Origin of the sequence: Streptomyces sp. NPDC057280 (genome assembly GCF_042668605.1) — a bacterium.
Classification (GTDB): domain Bacteria; phylum Actinomycetota; class Actinomycetes; order Streptomycetales; family Streptomycetaceae; genus Streptomyces.
This window is the reverse complement of record NZ_JBHUYR010000002.1, coordinates 388,274-404,923: the sequence shown is the minus strand read 5'-3', so window position 1 is coordinate 404,923 and position 16,650 is coordinate 388,274. Positions and strand designations below refer to the sequence as shown.

Here is a 16,650-nt window from a genome sequence, read left to right as displayed (position 1 = left end):
CAACGACACCACCCGGCTCCTCCCGCGGAGCGCGTAGCTGCGGGCAGTCGTGCCGCTGGGGCGGCACCCGGCCCAAAGAGAGCGGCACCCCGCCGACGCGGACCAGCGAAACCCACCCCCGCCCAGCCCCCACCCCGGCCGGCGCCCCGAGGAGACCCCAGTGACCACCAACCCCACCCTCGCCGACCTGACCACCAAGGCCACCGCGGCCCGCAACACCCCCACCTACGGCCACGACGCCCTCATCACCTGCGACCGCCTCGTCCGCATCTTCACCACGGACGGCATAGAGGTCCAAGCCCTGCAAGGCCTCGACCTCCTGGTCCGCGAGGGCGAACTCATGGCCCTGGTAGGCGCGTCCGGCAGCGGCAAGTCCACTCTCATGAACATCCTCGCCGGCCTGGACACCCCCACCGCGGGCGCGGCCCGCGTCGCCGGCCACGACCTCCTCACCATGACCGCGAAGGACCGCCTCGCCTACCGCCGCAAAACCGTCGGCTTCGTCTGGCAGCAGACCTCCCGCAACCTGCTCCCCTACCTCACCGCGGCCCAGAACATCACCCTCCCGATGCAGCTCTCCGGCGCCACCCGCACCCGCACCACCCGCAAGGCGAAATCCGAACGGGCCCTGGAACTCCTGGAGTTGCTGGACATCGCGGACTGCCGCGACCGCCACCCGCACCAGATGTCCGGCGGCCAGCAGCAACGCGTCGCGATAGCCGTCGCCCTCGCCAACGCCCCCGCGGTCCTCCTCGCCGACGAACCCACCGGCGAACTCGACTCCCAGACCGCGGAACAGATCTTCGCCGCGTTCCGCACCGCGAACGAACAGCTCGGCACGACCATCGTGATCGTCACCCATGACCAGACGGTGGCCGACGAGGTCCGCCGCACGGTCGCCATCAGGGACGGCCGCACCTCCACGGAGGTCCTGCGCCGCAGCGAGGTCGACGCGACGACCGGCCACGAGACGGTCGTGGCCCGCGAGTACGCGATGCTCGACCGGGCCGGCCGCCTCCAACTCCCCGCCGAGTACACCGAGGCCCTGGGCATGCGCGACCGCGTGGCCCTGGAACTGGAGCCGGACCACATCGGCATCTGGCCGGACGACAGCGACCACGACTGACCGCACACAACGGCCCTCAGCGGCCCCCACCGGCCGCCCCGGCCGCCAGTGACCCTCAGCGCACGCTGACGCCCAACGCCCCAAGTCCCGCCCGTCGCACGGCGATCGACCCGTACGGCGTACGCAGCCGCAGCCACGCCCCGCAGGACAGCAGCGCCAACTCCCTGTCACCGCGCAGGAATCCGAGCGACTGCGCGGCATGCACGGCCCGCACCGGCAACTCCGTCTCCCCGACGGTCCGGGACCAGATCTCCCGCCCGATCCGGTCGAGTTCGGCACGGGTACGGCTCTCGGGCGCCAACTCCTGCGTACGGGAACGGAATTCGGCGACCCCGGCGCTCACCATGCCCCGCAGGGCGGCCGGCGCGGGCAGCCCGGCGACCACCTGCCACCCCCCGCGCGGCGGCAGCACCCCCGCCCACGGCGGCCCGGTCACCGCCGCCGGCACCCCGGCCGTGGCAGCGTGCTCGTCGACGGACTCCAGCAACTCCCCCGCCGACACGGTCACATCGAGCGTGACGTCGAGCCCGTCCTCGTACGGCTTCGCCAGCCGCACCGCGCGGATCGCCAGCACCTCGAAGGACGGCGGCCGCCCGAAGACGGCGAGCGCGGTCCCCGCGGCCTGGAGCCGCACGGCGGCGCCGCGGTCGTAATGCAGCAGCCTGGAGAGGAAGGCCGCGAGATCCGCCGCCTCCCCCTCGTCGGCCAGGTGGAGCACCGTCATGCGGCGACGGCCTCCTCCTCGTCGTCGTCCCGGTACCCCTCCAGGAACTCCCGCTCCTCGGAGGTGATACGGCGCGGCCGCTGGGCCTCGAAGTCGAACGGCACGATGACCGTCGAGGCCCGCACGTACACCAGGTCGTCGTCCTTCACCTCGTAGGCGATGGTGAAGGACGCCGCCCTTATCTCCGTGACCCACAGCTCGATGTCCACGGGCGTGTGCCGGTGGACGAGCTGCCGCTTGTAGTCGATCTCGTGGCGCGCCACCACGGACCCCTGCTTGAAGTCCTTCTCCGGGCGGAACAGGAAGTCGATACGGGCTTCCTCCAGGTAGCGGAGGAAGACCACGTTGTTGACGTGGCCGTACGCGTCCATGTCCGCCCAGCGCAGCGGGCAGTGGTAGAGGTGCCGCAAGATCGATCAGCCCCGGGTCAGCTTCTTGTAGGTGGCACGGTGCGGACGCGCGGCGTCCGGGCCGAGCCGCTCGATCTTGTTCTTCTCGTACGACTCGAAGTTGCCCTCGAACCAGAACCACTTGGAGTCACCCTCGTAGGCGAGGATGTGCGTGGCCACCCGGTCCAGGAACCACCGGTCGTGGGAGACGACCACGGCCGCGCCCGGGAACTCCAGCAGCGCGTTCTCCAGCGAGCCGAGGGTCTCGACGTCGAGGTCGTTGGTCGGCTCGTCGAGGAGCAGCAGGTTGCCGCCCTGCTTGAGGGTGAGCGCGAGGTTGAGGCGGTTGCGCTCACCACCGGAGAGCACGCCGGCGGGCTTCTGCTGGTCCGGCCCCTTGAAGCCGAAGGCGGACACGTACGCCCGCGACGGCATCTCGACCTGGCCCACGTTGATGTAGTCCAGCTCGTCGCTGACGACGGCCCACAGGGTCTTCTTCGGGTCGATGTTCTCGCGGCTCTGGTCGACGTACGAGATCTTGACCGTCTCGCCGACCTTGATCGAACCGGAGTCCGGGGTCTCGATGCCCTGGATCATCTTGAAGAGGGTGGTCTTGCCGGCGCCGTTGGGGCCGATGACACCGACGATGCCGTTCCTCGGCAGGCTGAAGCTCAGGTCGTCGATGAGGAGCTTGTCGCCGAAGCCCTTGCTGAGGTTGTTGACCTCGACGACGATGCTGCCCAGACGCGGACCCGGCGGGATCTGGATCTCCTCGAAGTCCAGCTTCCGCATCTTGTCGGCCTCGGCGGCCATCTCCTCGTACCGCGCGAGACGCGCCTTGGACTTGGCCTGACGCCCCTTGGCGTTCGACCGCACCCACTCGAGCTCTTCCTTGAGCCTCTTCGCCCGCTTGGCGTCCTTCTGGCCCTCGACCTTGAGACGGGTCTGCTTGGTCTCGAGGTACTTGGAGTAGTTGCCCTCGTAGCCGTGCAGCCGGCCGCGGTCGACCTCGCAGATCCAGCCCGCGACGTTGTCCAGGAAGTACCGGTCGTGGGTGACGGCGACGATGGTGCCCTCGTACTTGGCGAGGTGCTGCTCCAGCCAGTTCACCGACTCGGCGTCGAGGTGGTTGGTGGGCTCGTCGAGGAGCAGCAGGTCGGGGGCCTCCAGCAGCAGCTTGCACAGCGCCACACGCCTCCGCTCACCACCGGAGAGGTTGGTGACGGGCCAGTCGCCGGGCGGGCAGCCCAGCGCGTCCATGGCCTGCTCCAGCTGCGCGTCGAGGTCCCACGCGTTGGCGTGGTCGAGCTCCTCCTGCAGCTTGCCCATCTCGTCCAGCAGCGCGTCGCTGTAGTCGGTGGCCATGAGCTCGGCGATCTCGTTGAACCGGTCGAGCTTGCCCTTGACCTCGGCGACACCCTCCTGGACGTTCTCCAGGACGGTCTTGTCCTCGCTGAGCGGCGGCTCCTGCAGCAGGATGCCGACGGTGTACCCCGGCGACAGGAACGCGTCACCGTTCGAGGGCTGCTCCAGCCCCGCCATGATCTTCAGAATGGTCGACTTACCGGCACCGTTCGGGCCGACCACACCGATCTTCGCGCCGGGCAGGAAGTTCAGCGATACGTCGTCAAGGATGACCTTGTCGCCGATTGCCTTGCGCGTCTTGCGCATGGTGTAGATGTACTCAGCCAAGAGAAACCGTCCGGCAGCTTGAAATCTGGCAGTGGGCAGATACACCCCATCTTGCCTGAGGTCCACCCTCGGGTGGTAACCCGTTTGGTCGGGGGGCTGTGACCTGGGGTTTCTCCTGGCCCCCCGACCCCGCTCAGTCCTGCGTCCGCCGCCGCTGCACCAGCACCAGCGCCGCCCCGCCGATCACCACCAGCGCCACCGCCACGCCCGTGATCACCGGCGTCACGCTGGACGCGCCGGTCTCGGCGAGGTTGGTGCCGGCCGAGGTGCCGCCCACCGTGAGCGGGCTCGGCTCGCTGAGGGTCTGGGTGGTGTCACCCGTCTCGTTGCCCTGGGTCTGGCAGTCGAGGACGCCGGTGAAGCGCTTGTCCAGGCCAGCGGGGCCGGTGATCGTGAAGTCGTACGCCTGGTCCTCCTGGAGCGGGATGGTCACCGTCTGTGACGCGCCCGCCGGGACGGTGTGCTCCAGGCCGAGCAGCTCGAAGGTGAACGGCTGGTCGCCCTCGTTGGCCGCGGTGATGTCGACGCCGCCCCCGGCGCAGTGCTCCGCCGCGGAGAGGGCCGGTATCGCGCCCTTGTCGGCCCAGGTCGCACTCGCCGTCGCGGACACCGTCGACTCGCTGGAGCCTGCCAGGATCTGCGTCTGGCTCCTGCTCTCGGAGGTGAAGGCACGGCCCACCGGCACGGTCGTGGAGGCCTGCACGGCCACCTCGGCCGACCCGGCCGCCGCGTCCTCGGGGATCTGGAAGAAGATCTGGCTGCCGTTCTTCGCGGACGTGAGGTCCATGCCGTTCTTGCCGACGATCCGCACCCCGCTGGTGACCGCGTCCGCCGGAGGCGTCACCGTCACGCTGTCCGCGTCGGTGTGCACCGTGACCGGCCCGAGGAGCCCGCCAGAGCGGCCGGAGACCGCGGCCGGCGAGAGCGTCAGCGAGGCCGAGGGCTCCGCCAGCGCGCGGGCGTTGTCATGGAGGTAGTCGGCGAGCTTCTCGGCCTGCGGATCGGCGGCGTCGACGTCGGCGCCGTCCGAGTAGCGCCAGATGGCCACCTGCGTGCCGGCCGCCGCGTCCTGCTCAGTGAGGCCGCTGCCGATGCCCGCCTTCGCGGCGAGCGCCGCGAGGTCGTTCACCTGCGGATAGGAGTTCTGCAGGATCCAACGGATCTTGCCGGCGTCCTGGTTGGTGCCCAGCGACGTGCCGCTCCAGGGCGTCTCGTGGTACTTGGCGTCCCGCTGGGTCGGGTTGTAGAGGTCGACGCAGTACGTCTGGAGCATGCCGCCGCCTTCGACGGACATCTCGAACAGGCCCGCCGAGACCTCCATGTCCCCGGAGTCGTCGTGTATGACGGCCGTGCCGTACGTCTTCAGGCCGCCTATGGTCGCGGTCGCCCCGCCCTGGATCTGCGCCGTGCCGGCATCGGCGGCGGCCGTCCCGGCACCGGCCAGCACACCGGCCGCGACAAGCCCGGACATCAGCGTCCCGGCGACGAACCGGGCCACCCCTCGTCCGCGTGCCGACCGCCGCGTGCTGGGCGCAGAGAGCGAAGAAAACACAGAATTCCCCTTCAGGCAGGACCCGTTGACGTGGGGGGAAGGGTCCCACCAGCAGAATCAGAAGCCCCGAGAGCCACGTTCGGCATCCTAAGGAAGTGCCGCACCACGGTTCCCGGTGATGCGGTCGCACGGCCGATCCGACTCGGAATCGTTATCGCCAAGATCACCTGCGAGCGGGGCTTATCGACAAATCCACCGGGCTGCTTCAGGGAGCATTCGCCGATAAGCCGCACTTCGGTACGCCACGTCTCCGCCCACCGCCGTCGACTGAGGTCACGTCACCGGCACGGGTTCCGGCTCACAAGTCGCCACCGACCGCGGTGGGCTGAGGTCACGTCACCGCGACCGGTTCCGGCTCCCGTTGACCGGCGCTGTCACTGTCACCGTCACGGCCGGGTGTCTCCCAGTTCGGCTCCGGCTGGCCGGCGCTCGTGTCCGCCGCACCCGCCTCCGGTTTCTGCCCGCGCCGGAACATGGCCGTCCCGCGCGCCAGATCGTGCCCGATGGCCACCGCGTCGATGTCGGCCGAGGTCCAGTTCTGCCCCTCGCGCACGTCCGACCGGACCTTCAGCCGGCCCTGGACCACCACCGGATCGCCCACGTTCAGCGAGGCCGCCGCGTTCGTGGCGAGCTGCCGATTGGCCCACACGGTGAAGAAGTTGGTGTGCCCGTCCGTCCACGCGCTCTTCTCACGGTCCCAGTAGCGCTGGGTCACCGCCAGCCGGAACCTCGCCGACGGCCCGGCCGCCAGCTCCCGGTACACCGGCTGCGTCGCCACGTTGCCGACCACGCACACGATCGTCTCGTTCATCCCGAACCCCTCCCTCGCCCGGCCGGCCCTCCGTACCGGGCGGATCGCGGTGGCGGACACGCCTACGGGCCCGTCCCGTACGGCTGCCGTGTCCGTCCCCCGTCCCGTCGACCGCGTCCGCCGCGATCGCCGTGGAGCCAGACTGCCTCCGCCGGTCCGAGCCCGCTGACCGCTGTGGACCACCACCCACCTGTGGAAAACCCCACCACCCGAACGAGTGCCCCACCCGCGGGAACCGGGCCCACCCGGCTCACCGCACCCCGGCCTCCACCCCCAAAACCCTCCCGTACTGCTCCCGAACCTCCCGGTACCGCAACAGCTCCGCCGCCACCGGATCCAGCACCCGCGCCCGCCCGCACCCGGCCGCCGCCTCCCGGAGCCGCCGCTCCGCCTCCATGCCGTACCGCCGCGCCGGCCCCCGCGCCGCGATCCGGCAGCTCCACTCCACCAGCGGACCGCCGATGATCCCGGCCACCATCAGCAGCACCGGCACTCCGAGGTTCGGCGCCATGAACCCGACGATCTGCCCGACCAGCCACAGCCCGCCCACGATCTGAAGCAGCGTCATGGACGCCTGCGCGAGCACGGCCGCCGGCCACCACCCCGGCCGCGGCGGCCGCCCCGGCGGCAGTCCGGCCCGCGCCGCCAGCTCGTCCAGCGCCTCGGGCAGCCCCTGCGAGCCCCGTACGGCCGCCTCCCGCACCGCTTGCGCCCACGGCGCGGGCAGCCCTGCGGAGGCCCGGTCGGCGACGGTCCGCACCGCCTGCTCGACGCGCTGCCGCGCGGTCGCCTCCTCCTCGGGATGCGCGCGCAACGGAAGCCGCCCGGTGACCGGTTCGAGCCGGTCCTGGTACCACCGCCACAGCCGCAGCCACGGCGTCCCGCACGCGCGGTTGGCGTTGCGCAGCCAGGCCCGCTCGGCCGCCTCGCCCGCCGCCGTCGCGCCGACGGCGTCGGCGAGCCGTACGGCGAACTCGTCCCGCGCCTCCTCGCTCAGCCCGGTCCGCCGCCCGGTCGCGTACACGGGCCGCAGCCGCCACGCGGCGGCGTCCACGTCGGCGGAGATCCGCCGTGCGGGAGCGCCCCGTTCGGCCACGAACTGCCCGAGCGCCTCCCGCAGTTCCCCCACGCCGTCGCCGGTGAGCGCGGACAGCGCGAGCACGGTCGCGCCCGGCTCGCCGTACTCCCCCAGCGCGATCCCGTCCTCGTCGAGGAGCCGCCGCAGGTCGTCGAGGACCTGCTCGGTGGCCTCGCCGGGCAGCCGGTCGATCTGGTTGAGGACGACGAACATCACCTCCGCGTGACCCGCCATGGGCCGCAGATAGCGCTCGTGCAGCACCGCGTCCGCGTACTTCTCGGGATCGACGACCCAGATGACGGCATCGACCAGCGCCAGCACCCGGTCGACCTGCTCACGGTGCTGCACGGCCGCCGAGTCGTGATCGGGCAGGTCGACCAGGACCAGCCCGCGCAACTGCGCCTCCGTCTCGGCGCTCTGCAGAGGCCGCCGCCGAAGCCGCGGCGGGATGCCGAGCCGCTCGATGAGCGAGGCCGACCCGTCGCTCCAGCTGCACGCGATGGGCGCGGCGGTGGTCGGCCGCCGTACGCCCGTCTCCGAGATCGTGACCCCGGCCAGCGCGTTGAACAGCTGCGACTTGCCGCTGCCGGTCGCGCCCGCGATGGCGACGACGGTGTGCTGCCCGGACAGCCTGCGCCGCGCGGCCGCCTCGTCGAGCACCCGGCCCGCCTCGGAGAGCGTCCGGCTGTCGAGCCGGGTACGGGAGAGCCCCACGAGCTCCCGCAGGGCGTCCAGCCGCGACCGCAGCGCCCCGTCGTACGCCAAGGGAGCGGCCACCGGCGCCCCGGCCCCCCGCGCCTCCACGACGGCGGCCGGCGCACCCCCGGCGCTCTCGTTCACCCGCCGCGCGATCAGCCCGTCGTCCCAGGCCCCGGAGGAGTCCGTACGACCGCACGAGTCGTCCTTGGCGGCTTCCTCGGGCTGCACAGCGTCCACGACGTCTTCCGCCTCCACGAGCTCTACGACATCCACGGCGTCCACGGCGTCCAGGGCACCGCCCTCCACCGGCGCTTCGCCCCCGCCCTGACTCCCATCCCCGGAAACGGCCCCCTCCACGTGATCAGCAGGGTGAGCGGCATGGTCCGCACGATCGACGCGATCGGCGTTACCGGTGTGCTCGGTGTGATCGGCGTGGTCCTGGTCAGTGACGGCGGTCACCGGTCACCTCTCCTTCTGCAGTACGGACAGGGCGGCGATGAGTTCGGCCTGGGGTTCGGGGTGGACCTCGAGCGCGTCGAGCGGCGCGAGACGGCGCTCGCGCTCGGCGTGCACGACCCGGTCCAGGTGCTCGCTGAGCAGCCGTCCGCCCCGGTCGCGCAACCGCAGCGCGCCGTGGGCGCCGAGGCGCTCGGCGAGGCCCTCACCGGCGGTCCGCGCGCGACGGCCGCCGAGCAGCGCGGTGGCGACGAGAGCGGCGATCACCTCGGGGTCGGGCGCGACACTCCGCTCCAGGTCACGCACCTCTTCCTCCGCGTACTCCTCGAGCTCGCGGCGCCAGCGCCGTACGGCGAGCCCGATCCGGTGCTCGGGGGTCTCCAGTGCCGGGTCACGGCCGGTGAGTTCCGGGGCGCCCGCCGCGGGTTCGCGCCGCCAGGCCTCGTCGACGCGTTCGTCGGCGGCGGTGACGGCGCACAGCAGCAGCGCGGCGAGGCTCTCCACGAGCGCGTCGAGAAGTTCCGCGGCGGTGCAGTCGAGCGGAAAGGCCCGCCACCGCTTCAACGCGTCCCCGGCCAGCACGGCCCCCGCCTGCAACCGCCCCCGCACGCGCGCGTGCTCGCTGTCGTACGCCCCGTCGACGGCGGCGGTGAGCCGCAGCGCGGCGGCGTACTGGGCGGCGGCGGCGCCGGCCAGTTCGGGCATGCGGGATTTGAGGGAGTCGAGGACGCCGTGCGCGGTGCGCGCGAGGGCGCGCTGCCGGGAGGCGGGGTCCTGGGCCTGGTGCACGAGCCAGGTCCTGAGCGGCGCGACGGCGGTGGCGGGGAGCAGTCCGCCGCCCCAGGCCGACTCGGGCAGCTCGGGCACGGTGAACCGGGGTACGTCGCCGAGTCCCGCCTTGGTGAGCAGCGCGGCGTACTGGCGCGACACCTCGGAGACGACCTGGTGGGGCACCCGGTCGAGGACGGTCACCAGGCTGGCGTTGTACTCCTTGGCGGTGCGCAGCAGATGCCAGGGGACGGCGTCGGCGTACCGTGCGGCGGTGGTCACCATGACCCAGATGTCGGCCGCGCAGATGAGTTCGGCGGCCAGGGTGCGGTTGTCGGCGACGAGGGAGTCGACGTCGGGGGCGTCGAGGAGGGCGAGGCCGGGCGGGAGGGTGTCGGCGGTCTCGACGCGCAGCACGCGCGTGGGGTCCTCGCCGGGCAGCAAGAGGTCGTCGCCGCTGTCCTGCTGGGGCACCCACACGCGCGTGAGGTCGGGCAGGACCCGCATGCCGCTGAACCAGTGATGGTCCTCCGGATGGCACACGAGTACCGGGGTGCGGGTCGTGGGGCGCAGCACACCGGCCTCGCTGACCCGCCGCCCCACAAGGGAGTTGACGAGGGTCGACTTCCCGGCGCCGGTCGAACCTCCCACCACGGCCAGCAGAGGAGCTTCGGGTTGCCTCAACCGGGGCACCAAGTAGTCGTCGAGCTGGGCGAGCAGTTCGTCGCGGTTGGCACGCGCGCGTGGAGCCCCTGGGAGGGGCAGCGGGAAGCGTGCGGCGGCGACACGGTCGCGCAGGGCGGAGAGTGCGTCGAGCAGCTGAGGCCGTACGTCCAAGGTCACCACATGCGAAGAATGCCCAATTTTAGGGGATTTCTGAAGCATATGAGCATGTCTGCGCGCCGACAGGACACAAGGGACGGAAGGGGTGACCGGGACAACGGCATAGTCCAGGCATAACGAGTACACAACACCCGTGGCGCGAGACGCCAAAAGCGATGCACGATTCGTACCTGCCTGCGATTATCAGGACCGCTTCACCGAACCTCCACATTGAGCCACGGAGGCGAAGCAACAGGGACAAGGATCCGGGAGCCCTATCCTTGTCCCCGGCAACGTCACGGATCAGCCCACACCCGGGCACCAGACACGAGGCCACCACACCGGCCCCCGTAGCTCAGTGGATAGAGCAGGCGCCTTCTAAGCGCTTGGCCGCAGGTTCGAGTCCTGCCGGGGGCGCCCATGCTCCGCCCTCCCTCGGGAGGGCGATTTTGCTGTTCAGACCCTCCCCTGGCGATCAAGGCAGGACTCCGGGGCCATGTGGCTGTCACGGGTTTCTGCGGGGCGCCCTGTCGAATGCCGGTGTCCGGCCTACCGACGGCGTCGGACGTACCAGCCGGCCACCAGCACAATGAGGATGGCAACCACGAAGGCCCACACCGTCGTTGCGCCGTGGTACGAACGGTAGGCGATCAGAGCAAGCATGTTCAGGCGCGTACCCCGCGCGTGCGGCTTCAGCCGACCCGCGTGGCCCAGGCCACTGCCGGATACACCCTTTTCCCGCTGCGCGATGTTCAGGCCACCCGCCGGTAAACCCCCGCGCTCCGTCGCAGATGCTGCAAGTCCACCAGGTAGCGCCGGAGCGTCACATGGTCGGTGTCGCCGTCCTCGCACCAGCCGCGCAGCTTCTCGTTGACGGTTCGTTCCGGGTATTCAACGTCCGGTTCGAAGGTCTGCTCGGCGATGTACTTCAGGACCAGCTTCTTGCGGGTCCATTGCGCGGGCAGCCGCACGAGGCGGCCGTCGCGTACGAAGGTCCGCAGGAGCTGGTCGGTGTTCTCGTCTCCCGACCCCGGGTTCTCGGCGGCCTGCGTCGCCTGTTCCCGGTCCGCGCGCGCGTACTGGCGGAACAGGTCGTAGGCGACCACCAGCCGGGACCCGGCTCCGCCTCCTGCCCCGTCGCCGTCCACCGCCGTCACCACCCCCTGCTCACGCAGCTTCAGCAACGCCAGGGCCGTTTCCTTCACGGGCACCCCGGACGCCTGGGCGGCCTCGTCCGGAGTGCCGGCCCCCAGTGCGACCGCGGCGAAGACCCGCACCCGGTTCTCGTCGGTGAACAGTCGGATGAGTCGGTCGGTAGCCATGCCCGGAGGCTAGTGGAGGGCCCGTACCCCGGCTAAGCGATTTTCCGCCCCCCCGGCCGCCCTGTTCAAAAAGGGTGATCCGCACATGATCGCCGTTACCAGTGGTGAGCGGCGGCGTTGAACCGGCAGTGCGGTGGCGCGTCCTGCTGCCGCGCGGTCATCGATCCAAAAGGAGAACGTGATGTCTCGCATCGCGAAGGCTGCCGGAGTCGCCCTCGGCGCCGGTGCCATGGCGCTCGGCGGCGCCGGTCTGGCCATGGCGGACGCGGGCGCCCACGGTGAGGCCGTCGGCTCGCCGGGCGTCCTGTCGGGCAACCTCGTCCAGGTCCCGATCCACGTGCCGGTCAACGTGTGCGGCAACACCGCCAACCTGATCGGCCTGCTGAACCCGGCGTTCGGCAACACCTGCGCCAACATCAGCGACGGTCACGACGACAAGAGCGGCGGCTACGGCTACGGCGACTGACGTCCCGTCCGTACCGAAGAGCCCCGGCACTCCGAGCGCCGGGGCTCTTCCCATGTCCTGCGAAGCCCTGCTGAACCCCTATGAATCCTCTACAGATCTCCGCGCCGAGAAGACGTCACGCGTACCGGTAGATCCTGCCGACGTCCTCCAGCGAGTCCGGCGTCACGTCCCACGGCGGCAGCTTCTCGTGCCGCGCCACGATCCGCCGGTACTGCGCACTGCCCGGCTCCGCCGGCTTCGCGGGCAGATAGCGGGCACCGGGGTGCCGCCGCTGCCAGCGGGACCACTGCAGGTCGACGAAGGCGTGGTGCATCCAGAACACCGGGTCGTTGACGGACGCGCCGCCGACCATGACACCGCCGACCCACCGGTGCACCCGGTTGTGATTGCGCCAGGCGGCGGAACCCCGTCCGCTCCCCCACCCCTCCAGCCGGTTGCGGAACCCCTTCGCCGCCGTCGAGTCCCACGGCGAGACGTCGTAGACCGGGTCGGCCAGCGCCGACTCCAGCTCGGCCTTGGTCGGCAGCTCGATCGGGTCGCGGGCACGGCCGAGGTCCCGGGTGAGGAACTCCCCGTCCGTGACGCCCTCCTTGATGGTCCAGTTGCCCGTCGCGTAGGCGAACGGCCCGGTCGTCACCTGCCGGTCCGAACGCCGCCCGGTGCCGCCGAGCAGGTCCGTGGTCCAGGGCCCGGCACCGGCCTTCCGGTCCTTGGTCCAGTCCCAGTACGGCACCGTCACCGACGCGTCGACCCGGCGCAGCGCCCGCTCCAGGTCCAGCAGGAACCGGCGGTGCCAGGGCAGGAACGACGGCGCCATGTGGGCCGTACGCAGGCCGCCCTCGCCGTCGGTGACGTAGAAGTCGATGTGCATCCGTACGAACTCGTCGTACTCGCCGCGCCGTTTGATCTCCAGCATCGCCTTCACGAAGCGCCGCTTCTCCGCGCTCGTGAGCGTGCTCGCGTCCTTACGGACGTACGCCATGGCGTCCCCCCATGAAACCCATGCCACCCATATCGCCCACACCGTCCATGTCATCCGTCTCGCTCATGGTTCCCGGATGGCCCATGGGGGTCTCGCGCAGTTGCTGGCCCGGCCCCAGCTCGTCGACGGCGGCGCGGGCCGCTTCGAGAGGGGTCTCGTACGACCGGTAGTGGTCGACCATGCTCAGCCAGGTGCCGTCGGCACGGCGCATCAGCTCCAGTTGGCGGCCGTCGACGGTGACATGCCACTGATCGGCCTCGGAGGCGCGGCCCGCGGTGGTCTTGATGCCGCGGATGTGGCGGCCGCGGTAGGTCTCGTCGAAGGCGACCTCACCGGGGTCGTCGGCGCCGCGCGGCGGCCGGGAGGCGGCGACGAGCGGCGCGAGCGCCAGCGCCCCGGCCGCCGTGAACAGCCCGCGCAGGACGTCCCGTCGACCACCCCGTACGACATCCGGCACCCGGCCGGATCTGGCCTGGCCGTCCCCCACGGGCTCCGCCCCCACCGCCACGGCACCGGCCACGGCACCCGCCACTCCGCCCGCTACCCGGCCCGTCACTCCACCGACACTGACGACCATCCTGTGCTCCTCCCGGTTCGGTCGATCCGTAGCGGTAACCGAGAAGGAGCCCGCACGGTCACCGTCCGGTGGTCCGGACGGAGCCGTACGGGCTCCCGAGGCGGGCACAGCCCCTGAGCCCTAGGGGCTCTCGGGGCGGGCGCGCCCGGAGGCTCACGCCCCCCCAACGCAGCCGCAGGTCGCGGCTAGAGGCCCGGTCCCGCGACCAGGTTCGCGGCCGGCACGGTCTGCAGGACCGGGGTGAGCACGCCCACCTCGGGCAGCTTCGGCTCGGGGAGGCCGAAGTTGTCGGCGTTCGGCGCGGTCAGCGGGGCGTCGACGGACAGGCCGGGGGCCAGCGTGCGCAGGTCGGAGGCGGGGGCGCCGACGGCGACGTGGTCGAAGTCGTCGCCGAGGATGTGCGGCAGGGGCGCGTGCACACCGAGGCCGGGCAGCCCGCCGGAGACCGGCAGCTGCGGGAGGACCCGCTCGGGCAGGAGCCGTCCCTCGACGTACTGCGGGCCCTCGGGGGCGCCGGGCATCGGCAGCGGGATCTCGCCGCCGAGCTTGGGCAGCTCCACGTTGAGGGACCTCTCGACGCCGTCCAGCGGCACCGGGACGGGGACCGTGTCCACCGCTGCGGCGGGGGTCGCGGCGGCGCCCACCGCGGCAGCGACGCCCGTGATGACGGCGGCAAGGGTTCGGCGGGTGGTCGGCTTCATCTCAGGCACGGTCCCTTTCAGGGTTCAGTGGTCTCAACGTCCGTACCGCGTAACGATCCTGGACCGGTCACCAGCGCAAGATTCCCCCGCCTGCCGCAGTAGTACGACGGCTCCATAGGCTGAATATCGACAGGGCGGAATGTCGGCTCGTCCGCAAAGCCCACCGGTGGACGGGGGCGACACCCCAAGGGGCCGAGGCAGGTCGCACCGCCCCGGCCCCTCGGCCTCCGCACCGCCTGGGCCCCTCGGCCCCCGGCCTCCGCACCGCCCGGGCCCCTCGGCCCTCGGCCTCCGCACCGCCTCGGCCCCGGGCCCCGTATCCCCTCGGCCCCCGCCCCCCGGCACCGGCACCGGCCCCGGCCCCCGCGCCGCCTAGCCCTTCTCAGCCCCGCAGGCTCCGCGCCGGCAGCACGATGTGCGCCGCGGCGTTCAGCGTCTCGTCCGCGCCGGCGAACGCGGCCAGCGCCTCCGGCTCGACGGGCTTGCCCGGCTCGGCCTCGGGCCAGGGGCGGGTGGTGAACACGAAGTAGGCGAAGCCGCGTTCGGCGACGGCCTCCAGCCACTCCGGCGGCGGGGTGCACTGCGCGTTGAAGCCGGGCATGTTGACGACCGCCGTGCCGGACTCGACGAGCAGGCTGACCGGCAGGGTCGGCCGGGCGTTGCCGTCGACGAGGTCGCCGCCGACGGGCAGGTCGTTGTTCTCCAGCAGCGCTTCGACGGCGGCCGTGGCGGCCTCCGGTCCGGCCGCGGCGTCCCCGAGGGTGTAGGCGAGGAGGTAGGGCATGTCGCCGTCGGGGGCCTCGCCGCTCCAGGCCATGACGACGAGCGTGCCGAGGTCGGCGGCGTTGAAGGGGCGGGTTTCGCTTGAGGTTGAGGTCACCGCGCGACCATATCGACGGGTCCGAATGGGTTCCCGTCCGTTCTCACTCGACCGGGCGACATCCCGCACACGGTCCACACGATCGAGGGACGCCTTCTCGAACAGGCGGTGAAAAACACACCGCGGAACACATTTCGAAAACAAAGGGCCGATTCCGCGTCGTACGGAATCGGCCCTGTGCGGCAGGCGCGGAATGCTTCAGCCGCCCAGCGGCAGACCGCCGAGGAGCCCGCTGGAGTTCAGCGTGCCGGTCGCGCCCTTGACGGTGTTGAGCACGGAGTCCTTGTTCTCGGTGTCGAGCGCGTTCGACTGGTGCTGGAGCGGCATCACGTCGGCGGGGGCGAGCCGACCGCTGGTGAGCTGGTTCACGGCACCGGTGAGGCTGGTGGGCGTGACGTCGGCGGCGCTGTAGGCGAACGCGGGCGCACCGGCGCCGGCGAGGGCCACGGAACCGGCAACTACAGCGGCAGCCTTCAGGGACTTCATCGTGTTCCTTTCTTCGGCGACCGAAGCCGCCCGCGAGAATTCTGACGCCGTGCCTAACGATTCCTCACCGGCCCGGAAACCCCGTACGCAGAAATTTTCTGCAAGCCGACAGAATCAAGAGAAAACAATAGGAAGACAAAACAGCCGTGGTGCCGGCCGTTCGGCCGGCACCACGGCTGCGAGAACAATGCCGGGATGGCTCAGGAGACGGGCAGCGGCACCGGCAGCCCGCCGGTCACTCCGCCCACCGTGTCGGTCGCGCCGCCGACCGCGCCGGTCGCGGCACCGGTGTCCACCGGGAGCGGTACTGGCAACGGCAGCGGGAGGCCGCCGGCCAGCAGGAGCGCGAGGACGGCGTTGAGCAGCTTGCTCACGACCGCGGTCGCGGCCGGGATCACCTTGGTGGGGTCGCCGCCGGTGGCCGCCGCGAGCAGGTCGCTGACCGCCTGCTGCAGGGCGGCGAGCGCGTCGCCGACGGCGTCTGCGGACGGCGCCTTGGAGTCGTCGCCGCTCTTGGTCACGGGCAGCGGGAGCAGCCCGGTGACCGGGGCGGTCACGGCCGGGGTGGTCGGCGTGGCGGTGGCCGGCGGGGTGGTGGGGGCCGTGGTGGCCGTCGGGGTCGTCGGCGTCACCGGGGTCTCCGGGACCGGGACCGGTGCCGCCGCGGTGATCTTGGCGATGGCCGCCTTCACCGCGTCCAGGAGCTGGGTGGCCTGCTCGGGCGAGACCTGGCCGTCGTCGGCCTTGAGCACGGTGTTGAGCAGATCGGTGACCGGGGCGAGCAGGGACCCGAGGTTGCCGAGGGTCTGGACCTGGGCGAGGAGCGCGTCCGCGCCGGGGAGGGGTGCCTTGGCCGCCGATTCGACGCGCTCGCGCTTCGACTCGTGGTCGGCCGCCACCGCGGCGGGCGCGGTGATCGCGAACAGCAGGGCGGCGGTGACGGCGGTGGAGGCGAGACGCAGTGCGGGCAGAGCACGCATGGAGATTCCCTTTCGGTGGGGGCGGATCTTGAGCCCACCGTGAAAGCGCTCGCCACACCCTGCAACCGAGGGAACGCGGGGGGTGACCGTCCGGGTCGCGTGTCGTCCCTGGTGAGACGCCCTGTCAAGCCCCGCTCGC

Annotated in this window: 16 protein-coding genes and 1 tRNA gene; 3 read left to right on the top strand and 14 right to left on the bottom strand. The window is 71.6% G+C overall.

Going from position 1 to position 16,650, the window contains the following annotated elements:
- Positions 1-160: 160 nt before the first annotated feature.
- Positions 161-1,126 carry an ABC transporter ATP-binding protein gene (locus tag ACFUO4_RS12460; protein WP_383483188.1) on the top strand — a complete coding sequence of 322 codons (966 nt, stop codon included), beginning with the start codon at positions 161-163 and terminating at the stop codon, positions 1,124-1,126.
- A gap of 55 nt (positions 1,127-1,181) precedes the next feature.
- Here ACFUO4_RS12460 and ACFUO4_RS12455 read toward each other — a convergent pair whose 3' ends face one another.
- From ACFUO4_RS12455 to ACFUO4_RS12425, 7 genes are all read right to left on the bottom strand, one after another.
- Positions 1,182-1,850, bottom strand: coding sequence for a hypothetical protein (locus tag ACFUO4_RS12455; protein WP_383483185.1), 669 nt, complete (start codon positions 1,848-1,850; stop codon positions 1,182-1,184).
- Positions 1,847-2,260: an acyl-CoA thioesterase gene (locus ACFUO4_RS12450; RefSeq protein WP_383483183.1), complete on the bottom strand. Its 414-nt coding sequence runs from the start codon at positions 2,258-2,260 to the stop codon at positions 1,847-1,849. Before ACFUO4_RS12450 ends, ACFUO4_RS12455 begins: the two co-directional genes overlap by 4 nt.
- A 6-nt stretch (positions 2,261-2,266) precedes the next feature.
- The gene (gene ettA, locus ACFUO4_RS12445) at positions 2,267-3,931 is read right to left on the bottom strand and encodes an energy-dependent translational throttle protein EttA (RefSeq protein ID WP_079308446.1); all 1,665 of its coding nucleotides are present in this window, start codon (positions 3,929-3,931) and stop codon (positions 2,267-2,269) included.
- 133 nt (positions 3,932-4,064) lie between these two features.
- On the bottom strand, positions 4,065-5,483 hold the full coding sequence (locus ACFUO4_RS12440; RefSeq protein ID WP_383483180.1) for a Cys-Gln thioester bond-forming surface protein: 1,419 nt from the start codon (positions 5,481-5,483) through the stop codon (positions 4,065-4,067).
- Between the two features lie 331 nt (positions 5,484-5,814).
- Positions 5,815-6,294, bottom strand: a complete 480-nt coding sequence (locus ACFUO4_RS12435) for a single-stranded DNA-binding protein (RefSeq protein WP_079308486.1) — start codon at positions 6,292-6,294, stop codon at positions 5,815-5,817.
- A gap of 250 nt (positions 6,295-6,544) precedes the next feature.
- On the bottom strand, positions 6,545-8,530 hold the full coding sequence (locus ACFUO4_RS12430; protein WP_383483176.1) for a GTP-binding protein: 1,986 nt from the start codon (positions 8,528-8,530) through the stop codon (positions 6,545-6,547).
- 3 nt (positions 8,531-8,533) lie between these two features.
- Complete coding sequence (locus ACFUO4_RS12425) at positions 8,534-10,141, bottom strand: dynamin family protein (protein WP_383483173.1); 1,608 nt, start codon at positions 10,139-10,141, stop codon at positions 8,534-8,536.
- A gap of 320 nt (positions 10,142-10,461) precedes the next feature.
- Between ACFUO4_RS12425 and ACFUO4_RS12420 the strand changes: the two genes are divergently transcribed.
- Positions 10,462-10,534: transfer RNA gene (locus ACFUO4_RS12420), tRNA-Arg, on the top strand.
- Positions 10,535-10,869: 335 nt separating this feature from the next.
- Here ACFUO4_RS12420 and ACFUO4_RS12415 read toward each other — a convergent pair.
- Entirely contained in the window at positions 10,870-11,439 is a 570-nt protein-coding gene (locus ACFUO4_RS12415; protein WP_079308432.1) for a DUF2087 domain-containing protein, read from the bottom strand.
- Between the two features lie 181 nt (positions 11,440-11,620).
- On the opposite strand from ACFUO4_RS12415, the gene ACFUO4_RS12410 reads away from it, so the two are divergent.
- The gene (locus tag ACFUO4_RS12410) at positions 11,621-11,905 is read left to right on the top strand and encodes a chaplin (RefSeq protein WP_079308431.1); all 285 of its coding nucleotides are present in this window, start codon (positions 11,621-11,623) and stop codon (positions 11,903-11,905) included.
- A 115-nt stretch (positions 11,906-12,020) separates the two neighbouring features.
- Here ACFUO4_RS12410 and ACFUO4_RS12405 read toward each other — a convergent pair whose 3' ends face one another.
- The 6 genes from ACFUO4_RS12405 to ACFUO4_RS12380 all read right to left on the bottom strand — a co-directional run bounded on the left by ACFUO4_RS12405 (position 12,021) and on the right by ACFUO4_RS12380 (position 16,511).
- Positions 12,021-12,887 carry a tyrosinase family protein gene (locus tag ACFUO4_RS12405; RefSeq protein ID WP_079308430.1) on the bottom strand — a complete coding sequence of 289 codons (867 nt, stop codon included), beginning with the start codon at positions 12,885-12,887 and terminating at the stop codon, positions 12,021-12,023.
- Positions 12,871-13,464, bottom strand: coding sequence for a tyrosinase family oxidase copper chaperone (locus ACFUO4_RS12400; RefSeq protein ID WP_383483169.1), 594 nt, complete (start codon positions 13,462-13,464; stop codon positions 12,871-12,873). Before ACFUO4_RS12400 ends, ACFUO4_RS12405 begins: the two co-directional genes overlap by 17 nt.
- Positions 13,465-13,649: 185 nt before the next feature.
- Positions 13,650-14,165, bottom strand: coding sequence for a hypothetical protein (locus ACFUO4_RS12395; RefSeq protein WP_383483166.1), 516 nt, complete (start codon positions 14,163-14,165; stop codon positions 13,650-13,652).
- Positions 14,166-14,547: 382 nt separating this feature from the next.
- Positions 14,548-15,045 carry a DUF5949 family protein gene (locus ACFUO4_RS12390; RefSeq protein ID WP_383483163.1) on the bottom strand — a complete coding sequence of 166 codons (498 nt, stop codon included), beginning with the start codon at positions 15,043-15,045 and terminating at the stop codon, positions 14,548-14,550.
- 198 nt (positions 15,046-15,243) lie between these two features.
- Positions 15,244-15,531 (bottom strand): hypothetical protein, encoded by a 288-nt coding sequence (locus ACFUO4_RS12385; RefSeq protein ID WP_383483160.1) that lies wholly within the window; start codon positions 15,529-15,531, stop codon positions 15,244-15,246.
- 200 nt (positions 15,532-15,731) lie between these two features.
- Entirely contained in the window at positions 15,732-16,511 is a 780-nt protein-coding gene (locus ACFUO4_RS12380) for a hypothetical protein (protein ID WP_383483157.1), read from the bottom strand.
- Positions 16,512-16,650 lie beyond the last annotated feature (139 nt).